General features: G+C 52.1%; 24 protein-coding genes. 8 read left to right on the top strand and 16 right to left on the bottom strand.

What is annotated here, in order from left to right; translation table 11 throughout:
* Window positions 1–21 precede the first annotated feature (21 nt).
* Window positions 22–2,310: an FdhF/YdeP family oxidoreductase gene (locus tag GFB57_RS08325; RefSeq protein ID WP_003024453.1), complete on the bottom strand. Its 2,289-nt coding sequence runs from the start codon at window positions 2,308–2,310 to the stop codon at window positions 22–24.
* 217 nt (window positions 2,311–2,527) lie between these two features.
* On the opposite strand from GFB57_RS08325, the gene yghU reads away from it, so the two are divergent.
* Complete coding sequence (yghU, locus tag GFB57_RS08320) at window positions 2,528–3,394, top strand: glutathione-dependent disulfide-bond oxidoreductase (protein ID WP_003024455.1); 867 nt, start codon at window positions 2,528–2,530, stop codon at window positions 3,392–3,394.
* Between the two features lie 88 nt (window positions 3,395–3,482).
* On the opposite strand, the gene hybG is transcribed toward yghU, so the two are convergent.
* The 11 genes from hybG to yghX all read right to left on the bottom strand — a co-directional run bounded on the left by hybG (window position 3,483) and on the right by yghX (window position 13,351).
* Entirely contained in the window at window positions 3,483–3,731 is a 249-nt protein-coding gene (gene hybG / locus GFB57_RS08315) for a hydrogenase maturation factor HybG (RefSeq protein WP_003024459.1), read from the bottom strand.
* A 30-nt stretch (window positions 3,732–3,761) separates the two neighbouring features.
* On the bottom strand, window positions 3,762–4,103 hold the full coding sequence (gene hypA / locus GFB57_RS08310) for a hydrogenase maturation nickel metallochaperone HypA (protein WP_003024462.1): 342 nt from the start codon (window positions 4,101–4,103) through the stop codon (window positions 3,762–3,764).
* Complete coding sequence (gene hybE, locus GFB57_RS08305; protein ID WP_003024465.1) at window positions 4,096–4,584, bottom strand: hydrogenase-2 assembly chaperone; 489 nt, start codon at window positions 4,582–4,584, stop codon at window positions 4,096–4,098. The genes hypA and hybE overlap by 8 nt, the downstream gene beginning before the upstream one ends.
* Complete coding sequence (locus tag GFB57_RS08300) at window positions 4,577–5,071, bottom strand: HyaD/HybD family hydrogenase maturation endopeptidase (RefSeq protein ID WP_003024473.1); 495 nt, start codon at window positions 5,069–5,071, stop codon at window positions 4,577–4,579. Before GFB57_RS08300 ends, hybE begins: the two co-directional genes overlap by 8 nt.
* Window positions 5,071–6,774 carry a hydrogenase 2 large subunit gene (gene hybC, locus GFB57_RS08295; protein ID WP_003024476.1) on the bottom strand — a complete coding sequence of 568 codons (1,704 nt, stop codon included), beginning with the start codon at window positions 6,772–6,774 and terminating at the stop codon, window positions 5,071–5,073. Before hybC ends, GFB57_RS08300 begins: the two co-directional genes overlap by 1 nt.
* Window positions 6,771–7,949 carry a Ni/Fe-hydrogenase cytochrome b subunit gene (gene hybB / locus GFB57_RS08290; RefSeq protein ID WP_003024479.1) on the bottom strand — a complete coding sequence of 393 codons (1,179 nt, stop codon included), beginning with the start codon at window positions 7,947–7,949 and terminating at the stop codon, window positions 6,771–6,773. Before hybB ends, hybC begins: the two co-directional genes overlap by 4 nt.
* Complete coding sequence (gene hybA / locus GFB57_RS08285) at window positions 7,939–8,925, bottom strand: hydrogenase 2 operon protein HybA (RefSeq protein ID WP_003024483.1); 987 nt, start codon at window positions 8,923–8,925, stop codon at window positions 7,939–7,941. Before hybA ends, hybB begins: the two co-directional genes overlap by 11 nt.
* 2 nt (window positions 8,926–8,927) lie before the next feature.
* The gene (gene hybO / locus GFB57_RS08280; RefSeq protein WP_003024486.1) at window positions 8,928–10,046 is read right to left on the bottom strand and encodes a hydrogenase 2 small subunit; all 1,119 of its coding nucleotides are present in this window, start codon (window positions 10,044–10,046) and stop codon (window positions 8,928–8,930) included.
* 189 nt (window positions 10,047–10,235) lie between these two features.
* Entirely contained in the window at window positions 10,236–10,523 is a 288-nt protein-coding gene (locus GFB57_RS08275) for a DUF2623 family protein (protein ID WP_003024490.1), read from the bottom strand.
* Between the two features lie 84 nt (window positions 10,524–10,607).
* A complete protein-coding gene (locus GFB57_RS08270) occupies window positions 10,608–12,248 on the bottom strand; it encodes a methyl-accepting chemotaxis protein (RefSeq protein WP_003024493.1) in 1,641 nt (546 codons plus the stop codon).
* A gap of 215 nt (window positions 12,249–12,463) precedes the next feature.
* Window positions 12,464–13,351 (bottom strand): YghX family hydrolase, encoded by an 888-nt coding sequence (yghX, locus tag GFB57_RS08265; protein WP_003024495.1) that lies wholly within the window; start codon window positions 13,349–13,351, stop codon window positions 12,464–12,466.
* A 155-nt stretch (window positions 13,352–13,506) separates the two neighbouring features.
* Between yghX and GFB57_RS08260 the strand changes: the two genes are divergently transcribed.
* The gene (locus GFB57_RS08260; RefSeq protein ID WP_003024497.1) at window positions 13,507–14,547 is read left to right on the top strand and encodes an aldo/keto reductase; all 1,041 of its coding nucleotides are present in this window, start codon (window positions 13,507–13,509) and stop codon (window positions 14,545–14,547) included.
* Between the two features lie 70 nt (window positions 14,548–14,617).
* Here the strand turns inward: GFB57_RS08260 and GFB57_RS08255 are convergent, their stop codons facing one another.
* Window positions 14,618–15,121 (bottom strand): ESA_00282 family adhesion-associated protein, encoded by a 504-nt coding sequence (locus GFB57_RS08255; RefSeq protein ID WP_003024499.1) that lies wholly within the window; start codon window positions 15,119–15,121, stop codon window positions 14,618–14,620.
* Between the two features lie 104 nt (window positions 15,122–15,225).
* On the opposite strand from GFB57_RS08255, the gene GFB57_RS08250 reads away from it, so the two are divergent.
* Both GFB57_RS08250 and GFB57_RS08245 read left to right on the top strand, forming a co-directional pair.
* On the top strand, window positions 15,226–15,630 hold the full coding sequence (locus GFB57_RS08250; protein ID WP_003024501.1) for a hypothetical protein: 405 nt from the start codon (window positions 15,226–15,228) through the stop codon (window positions 15,628–15,630).
* Between the two features lies 1 nt (window position 15,631).
* A complete protein-coding gene (locus GFB57_RS08245) occupies window positions 15,632–16,039 on the top strand; it encodes a cytoplasmic protein (RefSeq protein ID WP_290366957.1) in 408 nt (135 codons plus the stop codon).
* Window positions 16,040–16,116: 77 nt separating this feature from the next.
* On the opposite strand, the gene exbD is transcribed toward GFB57_RS08245, so the two are convergent.
* Both exbD and exbB read right to left on the bottom strand, forming a co-directional pair.
* Window positions 16,117–16,542: a TonB system transport protein ExbD gene (gene exbD, locus GFB57_RS08240; protein ID WP_003024505.1), complete on the bottom strand. Its 426-nt coding sequence runs from the start codon at window positions 16,540–16,542 to the stop codon at window positions 16,117–16,119.
* A gap of 6 nt (window positions 16,543–16,548) precedes the next feature.
* Window positions 16,549–17,283 (bottom strand): tol-pal system-associated acyl-CoA thioesterase, encoded by a 735-nt coding sequence (gene exbB, locus GFB57_RS08235; RefSeq protein WP_003024507.1) that lies wholly within the window; start codon window positions 17,281–17,283, stop codon window positions 16,549–16,551.
* Window positions 17,284–17,533: 250 nt separating this feature from the next.
* Here exbB and metC point away from each other — a divergent pair, with 250 nt between their 5' ends.
* Both metC and yghB read left to right on the top strand, forming a co-directional pair.
* The gene (gene metC / locus GFB57_RS08230; RefSeq protein ID WP_003024509.1) at window positions 17,534–18,721 is read left to right on the top strand and encodes a cystathionine beta-lyase; all 1,188 of its coding nucleotides are present in this window, start codon (window positions 17,534–17,536) and stop codon (window positions 18,719–18,721) included.
* A gap of 131 nt (window positions 18,722–18,852) precedes the next feature.
* On the top strand, window positions 18,853–19,512 hold the full coding sequence (yghB, locus tag GFB57_RS08225) for a DedA family general envelope maintenance protein YghB (protein ID WP_003024510.1): 660 nt from the start codon (window positions 18,853–18,855) through the stop codon (window positions 19,510–19,512).
* Window positions 19,513–19,581: 69 nt separating this feature from the next.
* Here the strand turns inward: yghB and GFB57_RS08220 are convergent, their stop codons facing one another.
* Window positions 19,582–20,481 (bottom strand): AraC family transcriptional regulator, encoded by a 900-nt coding sequence (locus GFB57_RS08220; RefSeq protein WP_003024513.1) that lies wholly within the window; start codon window positions 20,479–20,481, stop codon window positions 19,582–19,584.
* A gap of 194 nt (window positions 20,482–20,675) precedes the next feature.
* Between GFB57_RS08220 and yqhD the strand changes: the two genes are divergently transcribed.
* Together yqhD and dkgA are read left to right on the top strand one after the other, a co-directional pair.
* Window positions 20,676–21,839: an alcohol dehydrogenase gene (gene yqhD, locus GFB57_RS08215; protein ID WP_003024517.1), complete on the top strand. Its 1,164-nt coding sequence runs from the start codon at window positions 20,676–20,678 to the stop codon at window positions 21,837–21,839.
* 104 nt (window positions 21,840–21,943) lie between these two features.
* Window positions 21,944–22,771 carry a 2,5-didehydrogluconate reductase DkgA gene (gene dkgA / locus GFB57_RS08210; RefSeq protein WP_003024520.1) on the top strand — a complete coding sequence of 276 codons (828 nt, stop codon included), beginning with the start codon at window positions 21,944–21,946 and terminating at the stop codon, window positions 22,769–22,771.
* Window positions 22,772–22,881 lie beyond the last annotated feature (110 nt).

Here is a 22,881-nt window from a genome sequence, read left to right as displayed (position 1 = left end):
GCGAAAAATTCACAACAGGAACTACACCTGGGTAAGGATTACCGGCACGCTTTTATAGGCCGGAGTCAAACTTTGTGTATCCACCGCCTCCAACGAGAGCAGGACATTCGCTTCAGGCAGATACGCGCCAATTGAGCCCGCCGCCATGTTGTAAATCACCACCGTTAAGCCGTACATGATGCGATCCGCGCAGGGCTGACCGTTGTCGTCCAGCGCCTGAACGTTGACCACATCACCCTGGCTCAGACCGCGGCTCATCGCTTCTTCGACGCTTAAAAACACCACATCCCGACGACCGGTAATGCCACGATAGCGATCGTTCATACCATAAATCGTGGTGTTGTACTGATCGTGGCTGCGTAGCGTCGCCAGTATCAGCGTATCGGCAGGCTGATTTTCCCGCTCTACCGCCCGCTGATGGCTGACGATAAAGTTGGCTTTGCCATTCTCCGTTCGCCATTCACGGCGCGAAGCAGGCGTATCCATACGAAACCCGCCCGGTTCAGCAATACGGGCGTTGTAGTCGTGGAACGCCGGGATCACGGCCTCAATGGCATTACGGATCAGCGCGTAGTCCCCGGTCAACGCTTCCCAGTTTACCGGCGAAAGCGGCAGCGTTGCGCGCGCCATGCCCGCCACAATCGCGGGCTCGGATTTTAGCCAGCGGGAAGCCGGCTTCAGCGCGCCACAGGACGCGTGGACCATCGACATTGAGTCTTCGACGGTCACAGACTGAATGCCCGTAGCTTGCAGATCGCGCTCGGTTCTACCCAACGCGGGGAGCAAATAGTTGTGTTTTGCCAGCAGCAGGTGCGATCTGTTCAGTTTGGTCGCCACATGGACCTGCAGATCCAGCTTTTTCATCGCCGCAAAGGTACGCTGCGGCTGGGGCATCGCCACCGCCAGATTGCCACCCATGCAGATAAGTGCTTTTACGTCTCCGCGCTCAATGGCGCGAATACTCTCCACGCTGGAACGACCATGTTTGCGCGGAACACGGATAGAAAAATACGTCTCAAGGCGTTGCAGGAAATCTTCGGACGCCGCTTCGTTGATCCCCACAGAACGATCGCCCTGCACGTTAGAGTGACCGCGCAACGGGCAGATCCCCGCCCCCGGCTTACCTATATTTCCTTTCAGCAGCAGCAGGTTTACCAGTTGCTGAACGTTCTCAGTGCCGTTTTTATGCTGGGTGATGCCCAGGCCGTAACAAACAATCGTAGCGCGGGATTTACTGTAGCTGTGCGCCAGATCTTCCATCTGACTGCGCGTCAGACCCGAGTCCTGTTCCAGCTCCGCCCAGCTACGCTGGCGTAAGTCATCATACAACGCGGCATATCCAGCGGTATGCTCTTCGATAAACGCATGATCGAGCGTCGGCTGCTGATCCAATAAGATCCGCGCTTCGTCCATTTCGATTAGCGCTTTCATGATGCCTTTGAGCAGCGAAGCGTCACCGCCCATTTTTACCTGGTAGTAGTCGTTGCTCAGCGCCGTCGCCTGACCGGTGAACATCTCTTTCGCGCTTTGCGGGAAGCTAAAGCGCTCAAGCCCCCTTTCGTTCAGCGGATTAATGGAGATAATTTTAGCCCCGCGTTTGGCAACGTCGCGTAAGGTGGTCAGCATGCGCGGATGGTTAGTGCCAGGGTTATGCCCGATACAAATCACCAGATCGCAGTGGTCAAAGTCCTCAAGTTCAACGGTTCCTTTTCCAAGGCCAATGGCCGGCGTTAGCCCTGCGCTGGTCGGTCCGTGGCACATGTTTGAGCAATCAGGGAAGTTGCTGCTGCCATATTCGCGGGCAAACAGCTGATACAGGAACGCTGCCTCATTTGACGTTCTGCCGGAGGTGTAAAACTCAACCTGCTGGGCTGAATCATAACTGCGCAGACGCTCCCCGATTTCCTGGAAGGCGATATCCCAATCCACCGCCTGCCATGTGTCTGACGCGGCATCGTATTTCATCGGCTGCGTTAAACGACCGATGTTTTCCAGCTCATAATCGCTGTAATGCCAGAGTGTGGAAACCGGGTGACGGCTGAAAAATTCTGGTGACGCTTTCTTGTTGGTTGTCTCCCAGGAAACCGCCTTAACGCCATTTTCGCACAGCTCCATCGGTGCCCGATGGCCAGGGTCCGGCCATGCACAGCCCGGACAGTCGAACCCTTTCACCTGGTTCATTTTAAACATCGCGATAATATCGCGGGCGACAGCCTTTTGCGAAAACAGCGAAGCAGTGACGGCTTTTACCGCGCCCCACCCACCCGCCGGGCCCTGATAACCGCTTACTCCTGGAACACCCTTTTTCATTATTACTGCTTATTCACCGCCAATTTTTGATGGTGAATACGGTAGCAATTTCCGTGCAACAATGATTTCCTCTTCATGGAGTACGGGCCAGGTACAATGAACGGGTTAGATTTATCTTCCCCTTTCAGCACAAAACGGCATAAAGTCCCAATCTGTTAAATTGAGTTCTACCTGGCTGCTACACTGCATCAAACAACCACTCAGAAGGCAGGTCACTATGTCAGACAATACCTATCAGCCCGCGAAAGTCTGGACGTGGGAAAAATCGAACGGCGGCGCATTCGCCAATATCAACCGCCCTGTTTCCGGCGCTACACACGAGAAAACGCTGCCGGTTGGCAAGCATCCGCTGCAGCTCTATTCGCTGGGTACGCCAAACGGGCAGAAAGTGACGATTATGCTGGAGGAGTTGCTGGCGCAGGGCGTGAAGGGCGCGGAATACGATGCCTGGATTATCCGCATCGGCGATGGCGATCAGTTTTCCAGCGGCTTTGTTGAGGTGAATCCGAACTCGAAGATCCCGGCACTGCGTGACCACTCGCAAAACCCACCGGTTCGCGTATTTGAATCTGGCGCAATCCTACTCTATCTGGCGGAAAAATATGGTTATTTCTTGCCGCAGGATTTGGCAAAACGTACTGAAACGCTAAACTGGTTGTTCTGGTTACAGGGTGCTGCCCCGTTCCTCGGCGGTGGCTTTGGTCACTTCTATAATTATGCGCCGGTTAAAATTGAATACGCGATTAATCGCTTCACCATGGAAGCCAAGCGCTTACTTGACGTGTTGGATAAACAGTTAGCGCAGCATCAGTTTGTCGCCGGAGATGAATACACCATCGCCGATATGGCTGTCTGGCCGTGGTTTGGCAATGTGGTTCTGGGTAACGTGTACGACGCGGCAGAGTTCCTTGATGCAGGAAGCTACAAGCACGTACAGCGCTGGGCAAAAGAGATTGCGGCGCGTCCGGCGGTTAAGCGTGGTCGTATTGTGAACCGTACCAACGGACCGCTGAACGAGCAGCTTCATGAACGCCATGACGCCAGCGATTTCGATACCCATACCGAAGATAAGCGCCAGGGTTAACGTAAGATGCCGGATGGCGGCGCAAACGCCTTATCCGGCCTACATATAAGGCGCGGGCCTGATAAGCGCTGCGCCATCCGGCATAAAATCACGCGCTGGTGACGTCGTACTCCATACGGCGAAGTGCGTCTAACGTGGCTTTAGCTTCATCTTCATCAATGATGCTCATGGCGAACCCTACGTGCACCAGCACCCATTGCCCGACCAGCTCAGCCGTATCACCTTCACAAATCAGGGCAATATTGACATCACGTTTGATGCCGCACACTTCAACCTGCGCAAGCTGGTGAATATCTTCACCAACGGCCAGAACCTGACCAGGGACTCCAATACACATATCTGACTCCGCCCCATAGCAACCTATGGGTTATTCGACTTCAATACTTTTCACTTTCAGTGAATCGCCCGCATCAACTCGCAGACGATCCCCCTGACAATGTGGACACTGCGCATCATGCTGGGTGATTTCCACAACCTGACTGCAATCCCAGCACCATGCCTGGGCTGGCTTGTAATCAATATGCAGCTCACACCCTTGCGCCAGCGTCCCCTGACAGACGATGTCGAAACTGAAACGCACGGCGCTCTCTTCAACGCAGGAGAGCGCCCCGATTTCCAGCCAAACGCCGGTTACACGTTTGACACCGTGCTGCTCTGCCTGCTGTTGAACAATCTCAACCGCGCTCTGACAAAGGGACAGCTCATGCATTTTCGCAGTTCCGACGACCCAGCAGCAGCGCGCGGCGATTGAGCTGCGGCGCATTTGGATCGCTCACCGGCAGCGATAACAGCATTCGCGCACAATCGTCAGTCAGGCGCACTCCTTCTTGCGCAGACATGCTGTGCGAAAGCGGCGACATCAGTGAACAGGAAAGGTATTGTGATACGCCCTCCAGTTCACCAACGGTAAAGGTCATCTCGCCATACGGCAGACGCAGCCCGATTTTTTCGCTGACTTTACGTACCGGCCAAACCTGGTCTGGTCCAGGGAAAATCAGTGCGCTGAGCATCCAGGGTGTGATAACACACCCCGTCCACTGCCCTTCAAACAGCGTAAAATCAGAGACATATACCGGCATATTCGGATGCAAGAAAGAGAGATCGTGCATCGAACGCCGGGCAACCTCTTCAAACGCTGCCTGAATCTGCATCTTCGGGGCCGTCTGAAAACCGACAAACTCCTCAGACATGAGCCGCCTCCCGAGGGATCGCTTCAACACCTGATTCGCGAAGCGCAGCAAGAACCTGCTCAAGCGCAGGTTCAATCATCGCTTCGACCGTTGGCGTTAGCCCGATATGCGGCTCCAGTGATTCCGGAATAATGCCGACTAACGTCAGCTTTTTCGGAAACTCTCCGGTGAAACGCAGGGCCGACAAAACGTCGGCCAGGCCAAGCTGGTGCGGTGAGATTTTGTTGGTAAACAGCGCCGGGATCTCTTCATCCCGCAGGACCATCATCGTTCCTGGCGTGTTTTTCTTCGACACAATGGCGTCAGCAATGATCAGATGATCTCTGTTCGCCATATCGCCGAGAAGCTCCATCCCAGCCGTACCACCGTCCAGAACATCAACAAAGTCTGGCAGGATGTACCGTTGCTCTAATGCCTCAACGATACGTACTCCGATGGCTTCGTCGGTCAGCAAAATATTGCCGACCCCTAAGACTAATATCCGCATTACAGAACCTTAACTGAGACCACTTCGTTCCCGTCAACGTCCACCACATGCACCGCACATGACATACAAGGATCGAAGGAGTGAATGGTACGAACCACTTCCAGCGGTTTGTTTGGATCGGCAATCGGCGTACCTACCAGCGAGCGCTCATACGGTCCCACTTCATCATTAAAGTTACGTGGGCCAGAGTTCCAGGTTGACGGTACAACCGCCTGGTAGTTGCTGATAATGCCATCTTTAATCACCATCCAGTGAGACAGCATACCGCGTGGCGCTTCGAGGAAACCAACACCTTTGAATTCGCCCGTTGCCGGAATATCCGGTTTCACGAAGGTGGTGTGGTCGCCTTTACCGATGTTCACGATCAGCGCGTTGTACTGATCCTGCAGAACGTTCTGCAGTTCACAGCAGTGAACGGTACGGCCAATAATACGACCCAGCGTAGAGTGCAGCTGAGACACTTCGATAGTTTTACCGGTCAGCTTGGTGTAAATCGCGATGATTTCATTCAGCTTGGCATGAGTAGACTCGCGTTTGGCCGCCAGTTTACACAGCATGTTGGCCAGCGGACCCACTTCAACCGTTTTACCATAGAAGGTCGGTGCTTTAACCCAGGAGTACTTGCCGTCATCTGACCAACCGGTGTAATCAGGAACCGTTGTACCTTCCCACGGAGCCTGCGGCGCTTCGTCTTTGTACCACGCGTGTTTCGCACTCTCCTGAATCCCTTTGATCAGGTACTCATCGGAGTGAGAGGTGATCGGACGATAGGTCGACAGATCTTCATTAGTAATGTAACCACCCGGGAACAGGAAGCTGCCGTTTTTACCGTCAGTCGGGAATTCCGGCGCACTCAGGTAGTTAACCGCGCCCTGACCACGTTCCAGCCATTCAGGGTAGAACGCAGCAATGACTGCGGTATCAACCTTGTAAACCTGCTCAACGAAGTCGCTCAGCTTATCAATGAATGACTTGATGTACATCAGGCGTTCAAGGTTCAGCACGCCAAGACCGTCGAGGTTAATCGGGTTAGCAACCCCACCTACCGCCAGGTTCTGGATGTGCGGCGTTTTACCGCCCAACAGCGCCACAACGCGGTTGGCATCACGCTGGCATTCCAGCGCCTGCAGATAGTGAGCGACCGCAATCAGGTTCACTTCCGGCGGCAGCTGCATTGCCGGGTGACCCCAGCAACCGTTAGCAAAAATGCCTAACTGACCGCTGGCAACAAGATCTTTGATCTTGTTCTGAACCTTGGTGAACTCTTCTGCGCTGTTCAGGTGCCAGGAGGACACGCCGTTCAGCATGGCAGATGCTTTCGCTGGGTCAGCTTTCAGGGCAGAGGTGATATCCACCCAGTCCAGCGCAGACAGCTGATAGAAGTGAACAATGTGGTCATGCGTGGTGTGCGCGGCCAGAATGATGTTACGGATATACTGTGCGTTCACCGGAACATCAATATTCAGCGCACTTTCTGCTGCACGAACGGAAGAGATAGCGTGAGTGGTCGTACAAACGCCACAGATACGCTGCACAATCATCCAGGCATCGCGCGGATCGCGGTTTTTCACGATCTCTTCCATGCCGCGCCACATGGTGCCGGAAGCCCATGCTTTAGATACCACGCCATTTTCGATTTCGCAGTCGATGCGTAAATGACCCTCAATACGGGTTACCGGATCAATAGTAATTCTCTGGCTCATGCTTTGCTCGCCTCATGACGATTTTGATCGTTTTGTTTTAAAGGAGGAAGTATCGGCAGTAGACGAATGAGTACGATGTATGCACAAATCTCAATAGCCACAAAACCAATAGAAATCAACAGTTCTTCCCAGGTCGGGAAGTAGTGGTAGCCACCACCAGGATTGAACGCCACCAGCGAATAGGACAGACGCCATGTTGCACAACCCAGCAATGCGCTCAGCGCAGACAGATACAGCATGCGCGAATCATTACGCAGCTTAGTGACGCGCAGCACCACCAGCGGGAAGACCATCAGCACGACCTCAAGCCAGAACATGGCTGAGTAGAAATCGCCTGCAAACGCATACGACAGCTTGTCGCGATAGATCAGTTCGCCAAAGCGCAGAACCACGAAAATCGCCAGCAGCACGCTGATGGTGTTCGTCAGCTTGATGAACAAACTTTTCTCGTCCGGACCGTTACCTTTCAGACCCGCTTGTACCAGTGAGCCTTCAAAGATGACGATCGAGAAGCCCATAATAAAGGCGGTTAATACCGAGAAAAGCGGCAACATTTCATAAGCTTGCCAAAGCGGATGCACCTTATAACCCGCAGAAATCATCAATGAACCCATTGAAGACTGGTGCATGGTTGGCAGCAGCGCGCCGAGGGCAATAACAAAGAACATCACTTTATTCAAACGCTTGAGAGAAACTTTCCACCCCAGACGTTCAAACAGAGCCGGAGCAAATTCCAGCGCCATGATGCCGATATAGATGGTCATACAGACAGCCGTTTCGAACAGTACCGAATTCACGTTGAAGTGGCCCGGAATGTAGAAATACGGCAGGTTCCAGTAACGACCGACGTCGATGGTGATTGACAGACCACCCAGCGAGTAGCCAAACAGGCTCGCCAACAGCGCCGGACGTACCAGCGGATGGTATTGTCCTCTGTTGAAAACATACACCGCCCACGCCAGCGCCCAACCGCCGCACGCAAAGCCAGTACCAATCAACAGGTCAAACGCGATCCATACACCCCATGGGAAACCGCCGTTCAGATCGGAGACTGAGCCCAGTCCGAAGACCAGACGTTTCACGATCAGGAGCATACACAGGACGATAAGCGGCCCAAAAATAATGACCGGTTTGCTGATTATTTTTCCGCCCAGCGGTTTAGGATCATGACTCATGATCGTCTCCTCCATCGTGATGGTCGTTTTTCGTGTTACGACGAACCAGCACGGTTAAGCCCGCCAGCGCAGCCAGGGGTAATATCATGCCCTTGTACAGGGAATGTTGAACATGTTCGGAACGCGCACCAGTTGAAAGATCATCCAGCTTCGGCAGATCCAAATCCTCGTAAGGAACACCCGTCAGCACCATAACCTGCGTACCACCACCTTCTTTCTCACCGTACAGGTGTGGGTAGTACTTCGGTACCGTATGCAGATAGGTATCGCCTGCTTTCACCATTTGACGCGGATAGTGGTATTCGCTGCCAGGCTTCAGCGCGAGACGTTTTTTCGCCTCAGCCATCAGCTCTTCACGGGTACCAAAAATCACCGCACCGGCTGGGCACACTTCAACACAACCCGGCAAACCGCCTTTGTCCAGACGCTCAACGCCTTTCTGGTTACACAGTTCACATTTGTGAAGCGCACCAAACGGGTTGTTGTAGTCGTACTTAGGCACGTTGTACGGGCAGGCGACCATGCAGTAACGACAGCCCGTGCAGACGTCCTTGTCATAATGGACGATGCCGGTTTTCGGATCTTTCTTCAGCGCGGAGACCGGGCAAACGGAAACGCAGTTCGGATCAACACAGTGCATGCACTGTTTCTTGATGTATGCGTAGCCATTTTCTTCCTGGTCTTTGTTCACGCCTGTTCCGCTACGCCACACCTGGATGATGTTATTGGTATACGGAGACAGTTTGTCGTTGTTCGACCAGGTTTGCTCGCCTTCCGGGTTACGGGCCGGGAAGTTGATATCCTGACACTTGGTGACACAGGCCTGGCAGCCTACGCACAGCGTCGAGTCATAGAGCATCCCAAGAGAACCCGGGATCGGCGGACGGTTTTCTGCAGCCGCATGACTGATGGACGGCGCTGCGCCCAACAGCAATGCCCCGCTGGAGGCTGCTTTAATAAAGTTACGTCTGTTCACGGTTATTCTCCCCGTGAGTCAGCGTTATCTTTCTTTTGCTGACGCCCCAGTTCACGTACCGCCATCACGCTGACGCCGGCAACCAGTCCTACTACGCCACCCAGCAGTCCAATCGCTCCGGCAGATACATTACCGCCTTCTTTCATATTGACGTCAGGCTTCTCGGAACGCGGCGTTTGGTTTTCCACATGAGCAAGCTGGTGAATACCTTTATGGAAACCGACACCTTCTTCGTTACAGCCGTAGCAAGGGTGACCAATAGCCACCGGCCACACGCCGCCAACGTCGCAGAATTGCAGCGTTGAACAGTTGCCGTAGGTTTCTGGCCCTTTACAGCCCAGATGGTAGAGGCACCAACCTTCACGGTGGCCTTCATCGCCAAACTCTTTCGCAAAACGACCAGCATCGAAGTGCGGGCGACGTTCGCAGTGCTCGTGAATCAAACGGCCATAGGCGAATGTCGGACGGTTTTTGGTATCCAGCTTCGGCGGCTTACCGTAAGTGATGATATGGGCGACCGTTGCGAGGAAGTTATGCGGGTTCGGCGGACAGCCGGGGATGTTGATGATGGTTTTGCCTGGCAGAACTTCTTGCAGGCCGACGGCACCCGTTGGGTTAACGCCAGCGGCAGCAACACCACCCCACGCGGCGCAAGAGCCGATGGCAATGATAGCGGCTGCGCCTTCTGCGGCCCGGCGGATGTGATCCACGATCGGCTCACCGGCAACCATGCAGTAAATGCCATTATCTTTCAGTGGGATAGAACCATCCACTACCAGAACATATTGCCCTTTGTACTTCTCCAGAGCGTTATGTTTGTTCTCTTCAACCTGATGGCCGAAGGCGGCAGAGAGCACCTCATGGTATTCCAGAGAGATTGTCTCCAGAACGAGGTTTTCCACTGTAGGGTGTGTCGCGCGAAGCAGCGATTCAGTACAACCCGTACACTCCTGAGCACCAATCCAGATAACCGGTGGGCGCTGAGGACGAGAAACTGATTCGGCCATTTCTGCGGCGGCTTTGCTACTGAGCCCCATGGTAGCGGCCAGTGCTGCACAAAGCTTCATGAAATCACGGCGATTAATGCCGCTCGAATTGATGAGAGAGTTATCTCCAGTCATTTTATAGTTATTCCGTTGCGAAGACCTGGCTTTTTATTTTGCACCATTCGCATGTTGCATATTGCGATCGGCGCGCCATTACCACACTTTTTATATGGTTATGTGCGATATATTACTTCGACGGAGCAACAAAACGAAGGTGTTGGTCAATAGTGTAATTAATTAAAGCAACGGAATACCCCTTTCGGATCAAGCTTCGAGCCGATAGCCAGCCATGAAAAACCGAATTGTCGTACTGGACTGGTTCTCTTTAAAGAAATCCATCACCATCTCTTTATCCAGGCCATAGCGGCGCGTGAGGATGCCCGCCTCCCACGCACTAAGTTGTCGATCGCCCGTTTTTTCAAACATGCGATGTGAAAATCCCAACACAAAACCACGCTTATAATCCGCACAAAAATTCGCCACTGAGCGTGCGCTGTCCGCACTTGAGGCGTTTAATCCGGCCATCAGGCCTTTTCCAAAATGGTTGTCCATGCATAACCTCCAATCGCTATATAATAAATTATATAGCGATTTTTTGAGCAAAGACCAGAGGTATCACGAACTTTTTATGCCAGCTTAAAAGGACACCCATTCATCCGTTTTAGCTGCCGCAGACGTTTTGCTGTCTGCTGAAGGGGAAGCAGTATTAGCAGCGGCGTATTGCACATCATTCGCTGAGAGGCGGAACTGTTGCACCGAGCGTTGCAGTTCCTCTGTTTGTCGTTCCAACGCCACGGCAGCGGCGGAGACTTGCTCTACCAATGCAGCGTTCTGTTGCGTTACGCTGTCCATCTGCGTGATCGCCACGCTCACCTGCGAGATGCCCTTATTCTGTTCTTCCGAGGCTGAGGCAATTTGCTTCATGATGACCGTCACTTCGGTGGCACCGCGCAGAATTGCCTCCATGGTTAATCCCGTTTCTTTAACCAGACGAGCCCCCTGGTCGACACGACGCGATGACTCGCCAATTAGCGTCTCAATCTCTTTCGCCGCTCCGGCGCTGCGACTGGCAAGGTTGCGTACTTCACCGGCAACGACGGCAAAACCGCGCCCCTGCTCGCCTGCCCTGGCAGCTTCAACTGCGGCGTTCAGCGCCAGAATATTGGTCTGGAAAGCAATACTATTAATAACTGACGTGATTTCCGCGATCTGTTTAGAGCTGGCGGCAATACCATCCATCGTCTCAACCACTTCTGAAACCAGCGTGCTCCCTTTACCTGCCGTTTCTGTGGCCGTATCGGCAAGCTGGCTGGCTTCACGCGCATTTTCAGCGTTCAGTTTTACCGTTGCGGTCAGTTGCTCCATGCTGGCAGCGGTCTCTTCCAGCGCCGCGGCCTGCTCTTCAGTACGTGAGGAGAGATCGTTATTACCGGTGGAAATTTCCGTCGCCCCTCGCCAGATGTTGTCACTACCTGAACGGATGGTACTGACGGCTTCGCGCAGGCTGTCCTGCATCGCGCACAGTAACGGCACCAGTTGGCCCACGCAGTTACGCCCAAAATCTTCAATGGGATGGCTGAGATCGCCCTGCGCAATCTGCTGGAACTGCTGACGGATGCGTCCCAGAGGTTTCACCATCATGGCGACGAGGTAACGGTCGGTAAAGAACAGTAGGGCAATACCGAGGATAACGGCAGTAATAATTAACGTCCGGATGATAGACGTTTTGCCATCGACCATCACGCGGGTGGTATCAAGCCGCTCTCCTGCCGTGGCGTTAAAACGTTCGGCACTGGCGCCAAATTCACGGCTCAGCGCTGGCGTTATGGTACTGGCATGTTCCGCAAAGGCCGTGAGCGTGCCCTGCTTTGCCAACTGCATTTGCGGGATCACGCCATTGTCCAGCAGCGCCTGCCACTTCGTCAGTACCGCCGCGGCAACTTCCGGATCCATGGGGCCTGGAGACAATGTTTTCATCTCCTGGAGTTTTTTACTCATATTCTCCAGGGACTGCTGCGCCGGCGCAAAATCAGGCGTTCCGCCGCTCATTTTGACATCCATGGCGCGACTTAAGCGCGTTACGAAGCGAAAGTACTGATCGTTACCCTGACTGAGAACCGTCATCTGATGGACAAGATGGCGGTCAATATCATTGCCTTCAGATATTTTTGATAACGAATGAAGACTGAATAAACCCACGCCCGACCAGAGCAGGCAGAAAAGTCCCAGTATTGCCAACATGACAATACGAATAGTGAAGTTTTTCAGCAAACGCATAATAATTTCCTTGCCGTTGATGAGGAATTCGCCATCAGGCGATACTTATCCTTGTTATCGGCAGGCAGTAGAGAAGATATAATGCGTTCTTTATTTTTTTACTTTCTTAAGTACATCCACTATCTCTCCACCCTATATCAATATGAATGCTAATGAAATTAGGTAGCATTATTATTCAGGCAATTAATTAAAAGCATTAAATAATCTATTGTTTTCTATCGCAAATATTTGTCAAACCACGCAAGAGTACGTTCCCAGGCTAAATCAGCGGTAGCTTTATCATAACGGGGGGTAGAATCATTGTGAAAGCCATGATTAACACCGGGGTAGATATATGCTTCATAGACTTTCTTATTCGCCTTTAGCGCCGCTTCATATGCAGGCCATCCCTCATTAATTCGGGTATCTAATTGCGCATAGTGCAGTAATAAAGGCGCGCTTATTTTAGGGACATCTGATGCAGGAACCTGACGCCCATAAAAAGGCACCGCACAGGCCAGTTCAGGGAAAGCCACAGCTGCGGCATTCGACACACCACCACCATAGCAAAATCCGGTGATACCTACCTTTCCTGTCGTCCCTGAATAATGCTGCATAAATTCAATGGCGGCAAAAAAGTCGTTCATTAACTTTACGGGGTCAACCTGCTGCTGCAATTCCCGACCTTTATCATCATTGCCTGGATATCCCCCTACCGAACTTAACCCATCAGGCGCGAGTGCCATAAAGCCCGCCTTCGCCACCCGTCGCGCCACATCTTCAATATACGGATTCAGCCCACGATTCTCATGCACTACCACCACCGACGGAACTTTCCCCGTCACCTTCGTAGGTTTAACCAAATACCCCCGCACATCACCATGTCCTTCAGGCGAGGGATAGGTAATATATTCCGCCAGAATATCGGGATCGGTAAATTCTACCTGCGTTGCGAGAGCGTAGTTGGGTTTCAATAAATTGAATAAGGCCAATGCCGTCATGCCACCCACTGCATATTTCGCTGCCATATTGAGAAACTCGCGTTTCGTTATTTTGCCATGAGCGTAATAGTCATAGTAGTCGAGCAGTTCTTGCGGAAAATCTTTGGCAGTCAAACGCGGCATCGTCGCACTCCTGATTGATGTTTTTTTAAGCAAAGCACAGTGACCTGTTTTTGCCCAGTTTTTCATCTCAGTGTGACCTGGTGAACGGGATATTCACCGTGAACCCGCTAGAATAGAAACGTTGTTTCGAAATTCACCTGCACTAAGGAGATCTCATGGCCTGGTTTGCCAATCCTGAACGTTACGAGCAGATGCTCTATCGCTACTGTGGGCGCAGCGGTTTGCGCTTACCCGCGCTATCGCTGGGTTTATGGCACAGTTTTGGGCACGTTCAGGCGCTGGATTCACAGCGAGCCCTGTTGCGTAAAGCATTTGATTTAGGCATCACGCATTTTGATTTAGCCAATAACTATGGGCCGCCACCAGGCAGCGCAGAAGAGAATTTTGGCCGATTACTGCGCGAGGATTTTGCACACTATCGCGATGAACTGATTATCTCCACCAAGGCAGGCTATGACATGTGGCCAGGGCCATACGGTTCTGGCGGTTCGCGCAAATACCTGCTCGCCAGCCTCGATCAGAGCCTGAAACGCATGGGCCTCGACTATGTCGATATCTTCTACTCGCACCGCGTCGACGAAAATACGCCAATGGAAGAGACCGCCTCAGCCCTGGCCCACGCCGTACAGAGCGGCAAAGCGCTGTATGTCGGCATCTCATCCTATTCGCCAGAGCGTACGCAGAAAATGGCCGAGCTGATGCGGGAATGGAAAATTCCCCTGCTGATCCACCAACCTTCTTACAACCTGCTTAACCGCTGGGTAGACAGCAGCGGCCTGCTGGATACGCTGGAATCCAATGGCATGGGCTGCATCGCCTTTACGCCACTGGCTCAGGGACTGCTGACGGGGAAATACCTCAACGGCATTCCGGAAGGTTCACGCATGCAGCGTGAAGGGAAAAAAGTTCGTGGGCTGACGGAAAATATGCTGACGGAAGAGAATCTTAACAGCCTGCGGTTGCTCAATGAGATGGCGCAACAGCGTGGACAGTCGATGGCACAAATGGCCTTAAGCTGGCTGCTAAAAGACAACCGGGTGACTTCGGTATTAATTGGCGCCAGTCGACCGGAGCAACTGGAGGAAAACGTTCAGGCGTTGGCGAACCTGACGTTCAGCACCGAAGAACTGGCGCAGATCGATAAGCACGTCGCGGACGGTAAGCTGAACCTGTGGCAGGCCTCATCTGACAAATAGCCGTATGTAACATCGTGCCGGGTGACAGCGTTAGCCTCCCCGGCACGTAATACGGGCCAAACAGTCCCCTTCACACCTCTTCCGCTTTGATCTCCGGGCGTTGATACTCCGGCCACACCAGCGCGACAAGCGCGGGATAAGCCTCCAGACTGAACTCCCTAAAACACTGACGCAGGTTGAGCACGTCCAGGTCGGCATGCGGGACCTTCTCACCGCTCAAACAGCGCTTTTTAATATTGTCGTAATATTTATACACCGCAGAGTTGAGATCGCTACAACGCCGCTGCGCATCAAATAATCCAGGTGTCTCATTCAACTCCACCATTGTCATCCGCTTGATCGTGGAGTGGATAAAATCGATATATTCGTGATTAACGCGCCAATACCAGACCGGCGTAATCGAATTCATCAATACTGAGAAATGGTCCTCGCCTTCTTCTTTACTCAGCATTTCCGGCTGGTTTTCAGAGTGCCCATTTTCAGCATGTCGGTTTTTATTTGCACTGCGCATTAACAAAAGTACCCCGCAGGTCAGCAATAGCAGGGTAATAACAGAATAAAATATACTGTTCATATACTAGCTCCATTTTTTTTGATTTTAAAATTACGCCATGCTATTGTCAACGCGGCCTGGTTTATTTAAAACAACATATCATTGGCATCAAAGGATATTTCAACATGCTTCCCGAGCATCTTGTTCCCTCGCACTTTCACTTATCCAGCCCCGCTACCAATACCAATCCCGTAGATAATAGTGAAAATTTGACTCAGGGAAAGAGAACATTAAGCGATTACGAATCCGATATTTTGATTAGCTCAACAGCTACCGGTCAATCACGAAATATGCTATTTGAAGAGTGCGACCGTCATTTAAAAGAGCGTCTGTTTCGTGCAGCAAAAATTGAGTCATTCTCTCGCCTGCTCAATTCACTACAAGCAGAAGGCGATATTAACGCACAAGAATTAAGTAAAATTTTGACTCAAAAAACAGCCATCATAAATGAACAGGGCAACAAAATTTGGCTTAATTTAATTACGCGTGAAACCAGCGACCCTATTTTTTATTCTCTGGAAGAGAAATAGAATGAAAGATGTTGAGGATAACAATGTTTATTTGGCTTTAGATAACCATAAAAGCGATGAGTTTGTCTTAAAGCAAAATTTAGCCGTGTTGATTGCCAATAAAAACGCGACGCTGGAAAGCGTTGCTCAGGAGATAGTCTCTATTCCCGCTGCACTGGTGCGGATGAAATGGCAAAATCGACGTGAAATTTACACGCTACAGGCTAAAGAAGAGATCTACGATGCCGCGATCGAAGCCATTATGGAGCAGCAACCAGAACTGCGGGACAAAATCATGGCCCGACTGGAAAGCACCTACCAGCATATACTCGCGCGGGAAACAGCCACCTTACGCCTGACACGAAAGCTGTCTGAAGGGAACTACGAACCCACCAGGACAACCACAGTCGCGTTAGACGAGAACAGATAAGAACAGGTATGCGAGGGAGTTGAATCAGGAGAGGCACGCCGGGTAAGGCGACAACCATTACCCGGCAATGAGGAGGATTACTTCGCTTTCACAGTCTCTTCGCCAACCAGACCAATCTTCAGGAAGCCCGCCTGATGCAGCGTATCCATAACCTTCATCATGGTTTCATAATCAACGGTTTTATCTGCCCGGAAGAAAATGGTGGTGTCTTTCTTCCCATCTGTCAGTGCATTTAACTCGCTAATCATGGTGTCATCCGTCACCTGATTGTTGCCAATAAACATACTTTTATCGGCTTTAACAGATAGGTAAACCGGTTTTTCCGGACGCGGCTGCGGCGTGCTAGTGGAGGCAGGAAGATTCACTTTCACATCCACCGTTGCCAACGGTGCGGCCACCATAAAAATGATCAATAAAACCAACATAACGTCGATAAACGGCGTCACGTTGATTTCATGCATTTCACCGTTATCGTCCAGGTTTTCATTAAAGCTCATTGCCATGGAACATTATCCTACACGTAATTTCTGCGCTGCACGTACCGGATGCGCGGATGCGCTTGCGTTCAGGTCCAGATCGCGACTTTGCAGTAACAGCACCTGTGCCGCGACGTCACCCAGCATCGCTTTATAGCTGCCAATCTGACGTGCGAAAATGTTGTAGATAACAACCGCTGGAATTGCTGCGACCAGACCAATTGCGGTCGCTAACAGCGCTTCTGCGATACCCGGCGCAACAACGGCCAGGTTGGTCGTTTGAGTTTGTGCAATCCCGATGAAGCTATTCATGATGCCCCATACGGTACCGAACAGACCGACGAATGGAGAGATAGCCCCGATGGTGGCCAGGTACCCGTTACCACGCCCCATATGACGACCTACTGCCGCGACGCGACGCTCCAAACGGAAGCCGGTACGCTCTTTAATGCCTTCGTTATCGTCACTGCCTTCTGACAGTTCCAGCTCGTTTTGCGCTTCGTTAATCAACTGTGCGCCCAGGCTTTTGCCATCGAATCCTGCGGCAATCTCACTTGCCTGATCTAAAGAGCGGGCTTCCGCCAGCAGTTGCTGTTCACGCTTAAGGCGGCGTTTCTGAGTAAAGAACTCAAGGCTCTTACTAAAGAAGATAGCCCAAGTGACCACTGACGCCAAAATCAGCCCAATCATCACGCACTTAACCACGATATCGGCGTGCTGATACATACCCCAGACGGAAAGATCCGTCTGCATCAAATTATTACCCACTCTGTATCTCCAGGACGCAAATCACAAAATCTGAGCGTAATGATATCAAAACGACGTCGAATTGATAGTCGTTCTCATTACTATTTACATATTGCCGCACCTTTGGTTTCTTTTCCTTGCGCTTACGCAGTAAAAAAGTCACCAGAAGCATTTTGAGATTATTTTCTACTGTATAACCGTTCTGCAGGATGCGTCATCTTTGATTCATGGTAGTTTAGACATCCAGACGTATAAAAACAGGTAAGACAACATGGCAGATAAGCAACTTGAAACCAAGCTCGTTCACGCAGGACGCAGTAAAAAATACACGCTGGGCTCGGTAAATAGCGTGATCCAGCGCGCTTCTTCGCTGGTGTTTGACACCGTGGAGGCCAAAAAGCAGGCCACACACAACCGTGCCAACGGTGCGCTTTTCTATGGACGTCGCGGAACCCTGACGCATTTCTCTCTGCAGGAAGCGATGTGCGAACTGGAAGGCGGCGCGGGTTGCGCCTTGTTCCCTTGCGGTGCGGCTGCCGTTGCCAACACCATCCTCGCTTTTGTGGAGCAAGGCGATCATGTGCTGATGACCAATACCGCCTATGAACCCAGTCAGGATTTCTGCACCAAAATTCTCGGCAAGCTTGGCGTGTCCACCGGCTGGTTCGATCCGCTGATTGGCGCCGATATTGTGAAGCACATGCAGCCGAACACCAAAGTCGTATTTCTGGAGTCGCCCGGTTCTGTCACCATGGAAGTGCATGATGTTCCGGCTATTGTTGCCGCCGTCAGAAGCGTAGCACCTGACGCAATCATCATGATTGATAACACCTGGGCTGCCGGGGTGCTGTTCAAAGCGCTTGATTTTGGCATCGATATTTCTATTCAGGCAGGCACCAAATATCTGATTGGCCATTCCGACGGCATGGTCGGCACGGCGGTCTCTAACGCCCGCTGCTGGGATCAACTTCGCGAAAATGCGTATCTGATGGGGCAAATGCTGGACGCCGATACCGCCTATATGACCAGCCGTGGGCTGCGTACGCTGAGTGTACGCCTGCGTCAGCACCATGAAAGCAGCTTAAAGGTCGCCGAGTGGCTGGCCAGCCATCCGCAGGTCGCCCGCGTGAACCACCCGGCACTGCCCGGCAGTAAAGGACATGAATTCTGGAAGCGTGATTTCACCGGCAGCAGCGGCCTGTTCTCCTTTGTATTGAATAAGAAACTCAATAATGAGGAGCTGGCCGCGTATCTGGATCACTTCAGCCTGTTCAGCATGGCCTACTCCTGGGGCGGTTTTGAGTCGCTGATTCTCGCCAACCAGCCGGAACACATTGCGGCAATCCGTCCGCAAGGCGAGGTGGACTTCAGCGGAACGCTCATCCGTTTGCATATCGGTTTAGAGAATGTTGACGATCTGATTGCCGATTTGGCCGCAGGATTTGCCCGAATCGAGTAAAATTGCCATAGATGGACATATATGCAGACACTTCTGGTGGAAAAGTCTGCAATTGTTGCGTCCGGGATCAAGGCATCCCGGACAATTCAGGAGTACAATCTACACATAAACGCTGTTCCACAGGAAAGTCCATGGTAGTCATTCAAGATATTGTCTCCGCGCTCTGGCAACACGATTTTGCCGCACTGGCGGATCCACACGTTGTGAGCGTGGTGTACTTCGTCATGTTCGCCACACTGTTTTTAGAAAATGGCCTGCTGCCCGCCTCCTTTTTACCCGGAGACAGCCTGTTATTGCTGGCAGGGGCGCTGATCGCTCAGGACGTGATGAGTTTTTTACCTACCATAGCTATTCTGACTGCCGCCGCCAGTCTGGGTTGCTGGCTGAGCTACATTCAGGGACGCTGGCTGGGCAACACGCGCACGGTGAAAGGCTGGCTGGCGCAATTACCTGAAAAATACCATCAACGCGCTACCTGCATGTTTGACCAACACGGGTTGATGGCGCTGCTTGCCGGGCGTTTCCTGGCGTTCGTCCGTACCTTGCTACCAACGATGGCGGGCATTTCAGGGCTTCCTAACCGTCGGTTCCAGTTTTTTAACTGGCTGAGCGGACTGCTGTGGGTCACCGTCGTCACCAGCTTCGGCTATGCGCTGAGTATGATCCCGTTCGTCAAACGTCATGAAGATCAGGTGATGACCTTTTTAATGATCCTGCCGATTGCTCTGTTAACCGCAGGTCTGTTGGGAACGTTGTTCGTGGTGATTAAAAAAAAATACTGTAGCGCCTGAGTATTAGCCGTATGCCGGAGTCACTCCGGCATTTCATTGATGGCGCGCAGCTTTAAAGCCGACAAGAAATCAACTCCCCTGCATCATACGAATTCTTGCCGCATCTTCCCCCGGCGTTACGCCAAAGAAACGTTTGAACTCCCGACTGAATTGCGATGCGCTCTCATAGCCGACGCGCATTGCTGCCGCACTGGCCTTCATTCCATCGTGGATCATCATCATCCGTGCTTTATGCAGGCGATAGCTCTTCAGATATTGCAGCGGCGAGGTACTGGTCACCGCTTTAAAATTATGATGAAACGCCGATACGCTCATGTTCGCCTCTGCCGCCAACTGTTCTACATTGAGGTTTTCGGTGTATTTGGTTTCAATCCGCTTGAGTACCCGGCTTATCAAACTGAAATGCGTCTGGCGACTTACCAGCGCAAGTAACGCGCCACCGCGCGGCCCGGTCAGCACATGGTAGAGGATTTCGCGAATGATCTGTTTCCCCAGAATACGCGCATCCAGCGGTCGCTCCATCACATCCAGCAGGCGCTCAGCAGCACAGAGAATTTCGTCTGAGAGCGTCGCAGAGTTAATCCCACTGGCAGCCATAGCCGGCTGGAACAGCTCGTCTTCCCCAATGTCCATCAACAGCTCCTGCAATTGCAGGATATCGACATTCAGGTAAATACCGGCCAGAGGAACCTCCGGCGTCGCATACGTTTCACATTCGAAGGGTAAAGGTACGGTTAGCAGCAGGTATTCGTTGGCGTCATAGCGAAAGACGCGCTCATTAATGTAACCAATTTTATGTCCCGAAAAGAGAAATATGATGCCTGGCTGATACATGACTGGTGTACGCGCCGCCGGCTCCGTACCGTGTAGCAGGCGGACATCTGGCAGCAGTTCGTTGAGTTTATTTTCATTGTTTTTCAGATGCTTAATTTTATCTGTCAGCAGAAGGCAGATCTCATCACGGTTCATGGGGCACCATTTCATTATCGTTTTTCGACCCTGACATAATGCGCAGATTTATCCGTTTTCTCCAGCAGTCTGTAGAAATGGGCAAGACATCGGCAGAAATGAGCATTGAGAGCAGCGCGGCGGGCGACCACAATGTTCATCATCCGGCAGACACTCTCCTGCCCTCTTTTATTACCCACCAAAGGGAACGAGCAATGAACAACTTTAATCTCCATACCCCAACACGTATTTTGTTTGGTAAAGGCGCGATTGCTGAGCTGCGCGATCAAATTCCTCAGGACGCTCGCGTGCTGGTTACTTACGGCGGCGGCAGCGTGAAAAAAACAGGTGTCCTGGCACAGGTTCAGGACGCGCTGAAAGGCCTGGACGTGCTGGAGTTTGGCGGTATCGAGCCAAATCCGTCTTATGAAACGCTGATGAACGCGGTAAAAATCGTGCGTGATGAGAAAGTGACGTTTCTGCTGGCAGTAGGCGGCGGTTCCGTGCTGGACGGCACCAAATTCATCGCGGCTGCTGCACAGTACGCGGACGGCGTAGACCCATGGCGCATTCTGGAAACCCACGGCAACGACGTAACAAGCGCCATCCCGATGGGCTCCGTATTAACCCTGCCTGCAACCGGCTCTGAATCTAACTCCGGCGCGGTAATTTCGCGTAAAACCACCGGCGATAAACTGGCCTTTATGACCCCGTTTGTGCAGCCAGTATTTGCCGTACTGGATCCGGTTTACACCTACACCCTGCCGCCACGTCAGGTTGCAAACGGCGTCGTGGATGCGTTCGTTCATACCGTTGAGCAGTATGTGACTTATCCGGTCGACGGGAAAATTCAGGATCGCTTTGCCGAAGGCATTCTGCTCACACTGGTAGAAGAAGGTCCGAAAGCCTTGCAGGAACCGGAAAACTACAACGTGCGTGCGAACGTCATGTGGGCGGCAACCCAAGCGCTGAACGGTCTGATTGGCGCAGGGGTACCGCAGGACTGGGCAACGCATATGCTGGGTCATGAACTGACTGCAATGCACGGTCTGGATCATGCTCAAACGCTGGCCATCGTTCTGCCAGCGCTGTGGAATGAAAAACGTGATACCAAGCGTGCCAAACTGCTGCAATACGCAGAGCGTATCTGGAATATCACCGAAGGAAGCGATGACCAGCGCATCGACGCCGCCATTGCCGCAACCCGCGCTTTCTTCGAACAAATGGGCGTACCGACTCGCCTGTCTGACTACGGTCTGGACGGTAGCTCCATCCCGGCGCTGCTGGAAAAACTGCAAGCGCATGGCGGTACGAAACTGGGCGAACATCAGGACATTACGCTTGAGGTCAGCCGTCGGATTTACGAAGCTGCCCGCTAAGGTTTTTTAACCTCCGCCTTTCGTTTTTGGGTATTTATACCAGACTTAAGTCACACCTATGTCACCGGAATATGTTCCGGTGACAGTCATTAAGGGGAGGAATTATGACCACTCCAACCATTATCAAACTACAGGATGGTAACGTCATGCCGCAACTGGGCCTGGGGGTCTGGAAGGCAAGCAACGAAGAAGTCATCACTGCCATTCATAAAGCGCTGGAAGTGGGGTATCGCTCAATTGATACCGCGGCAGCGTACAAAAACGAAGAAGGTGTCGGCAAAGCAATACGTGACGCAGGCGTGCCACGGGAAGAGTTATTCATTACCACCAAGCTATGGAATGATGACCAGAAACGCCCCCGGGAAGCCTTGCTCGAAAGCATGGAGAAACTCCAGCTTGATTACCTCGATCTGTACCTGATGCACTGGCCAGTTCCGGCGATCGACCACTACGTTGAAGCGTGGGAAAACATGATCGACCTGCAAAAAGAAGGGCTGATTAAGAGCATCGGCGTGTGCAACTTTCAGATCAACCATCTCCAGCGGCTGATGGATGAAACCGGCGTACCTCCGGTGATTAATCAGATAGAACTTCACCCGCTCATGCAGCAGCGCCAGCTGCACGCCTGGAACGCCACACATAAAATCCAGACCGAATCCTGGAGCCCGCTGGCGCAGGGCGGTAAAGACGTCTTCGATCAAAAGATAATCCGTGACCTCGCAGAGAAATATGGCAAATCACCGGCGCAGATTGTCATCCGCTGGCATCTGGATAGCGGCCTGGTGGTGATTCCGAAATCGGTCACCCCTGCGCGTATCGCAGAAAACTTTAACGTCTGGGACTTCCGCCTGGATAAAGATGAATTAGGCGAAATCGCGAAACTCGATCAGGGCAAGCGTCTGGGGCCAGACCCGGACCAGTTCGGCGGTTAACCCCTTCCCTCCAGCCCGACACTCTCGTCGGGCCTTTACTGATTTGAAATATCAGGAAACAATTCACGCACATATATTGTTGTATTTCTTGCAGTCACTGGAGCAGCATT

The sequence above is a fragment of the Citrobacter sp. S39 genome (assembly GCF_009495675.1).
Classification (GTDB): Bacteria; Pseudomonadota; Gammaproteobacteria; order Enterobacterales; family Enterobacteriaceae; genus Citrobacter; species Citrobacter freundii.
This window is presented reverse-complemented; position numbering and strand designations above follow the sequence as displayed.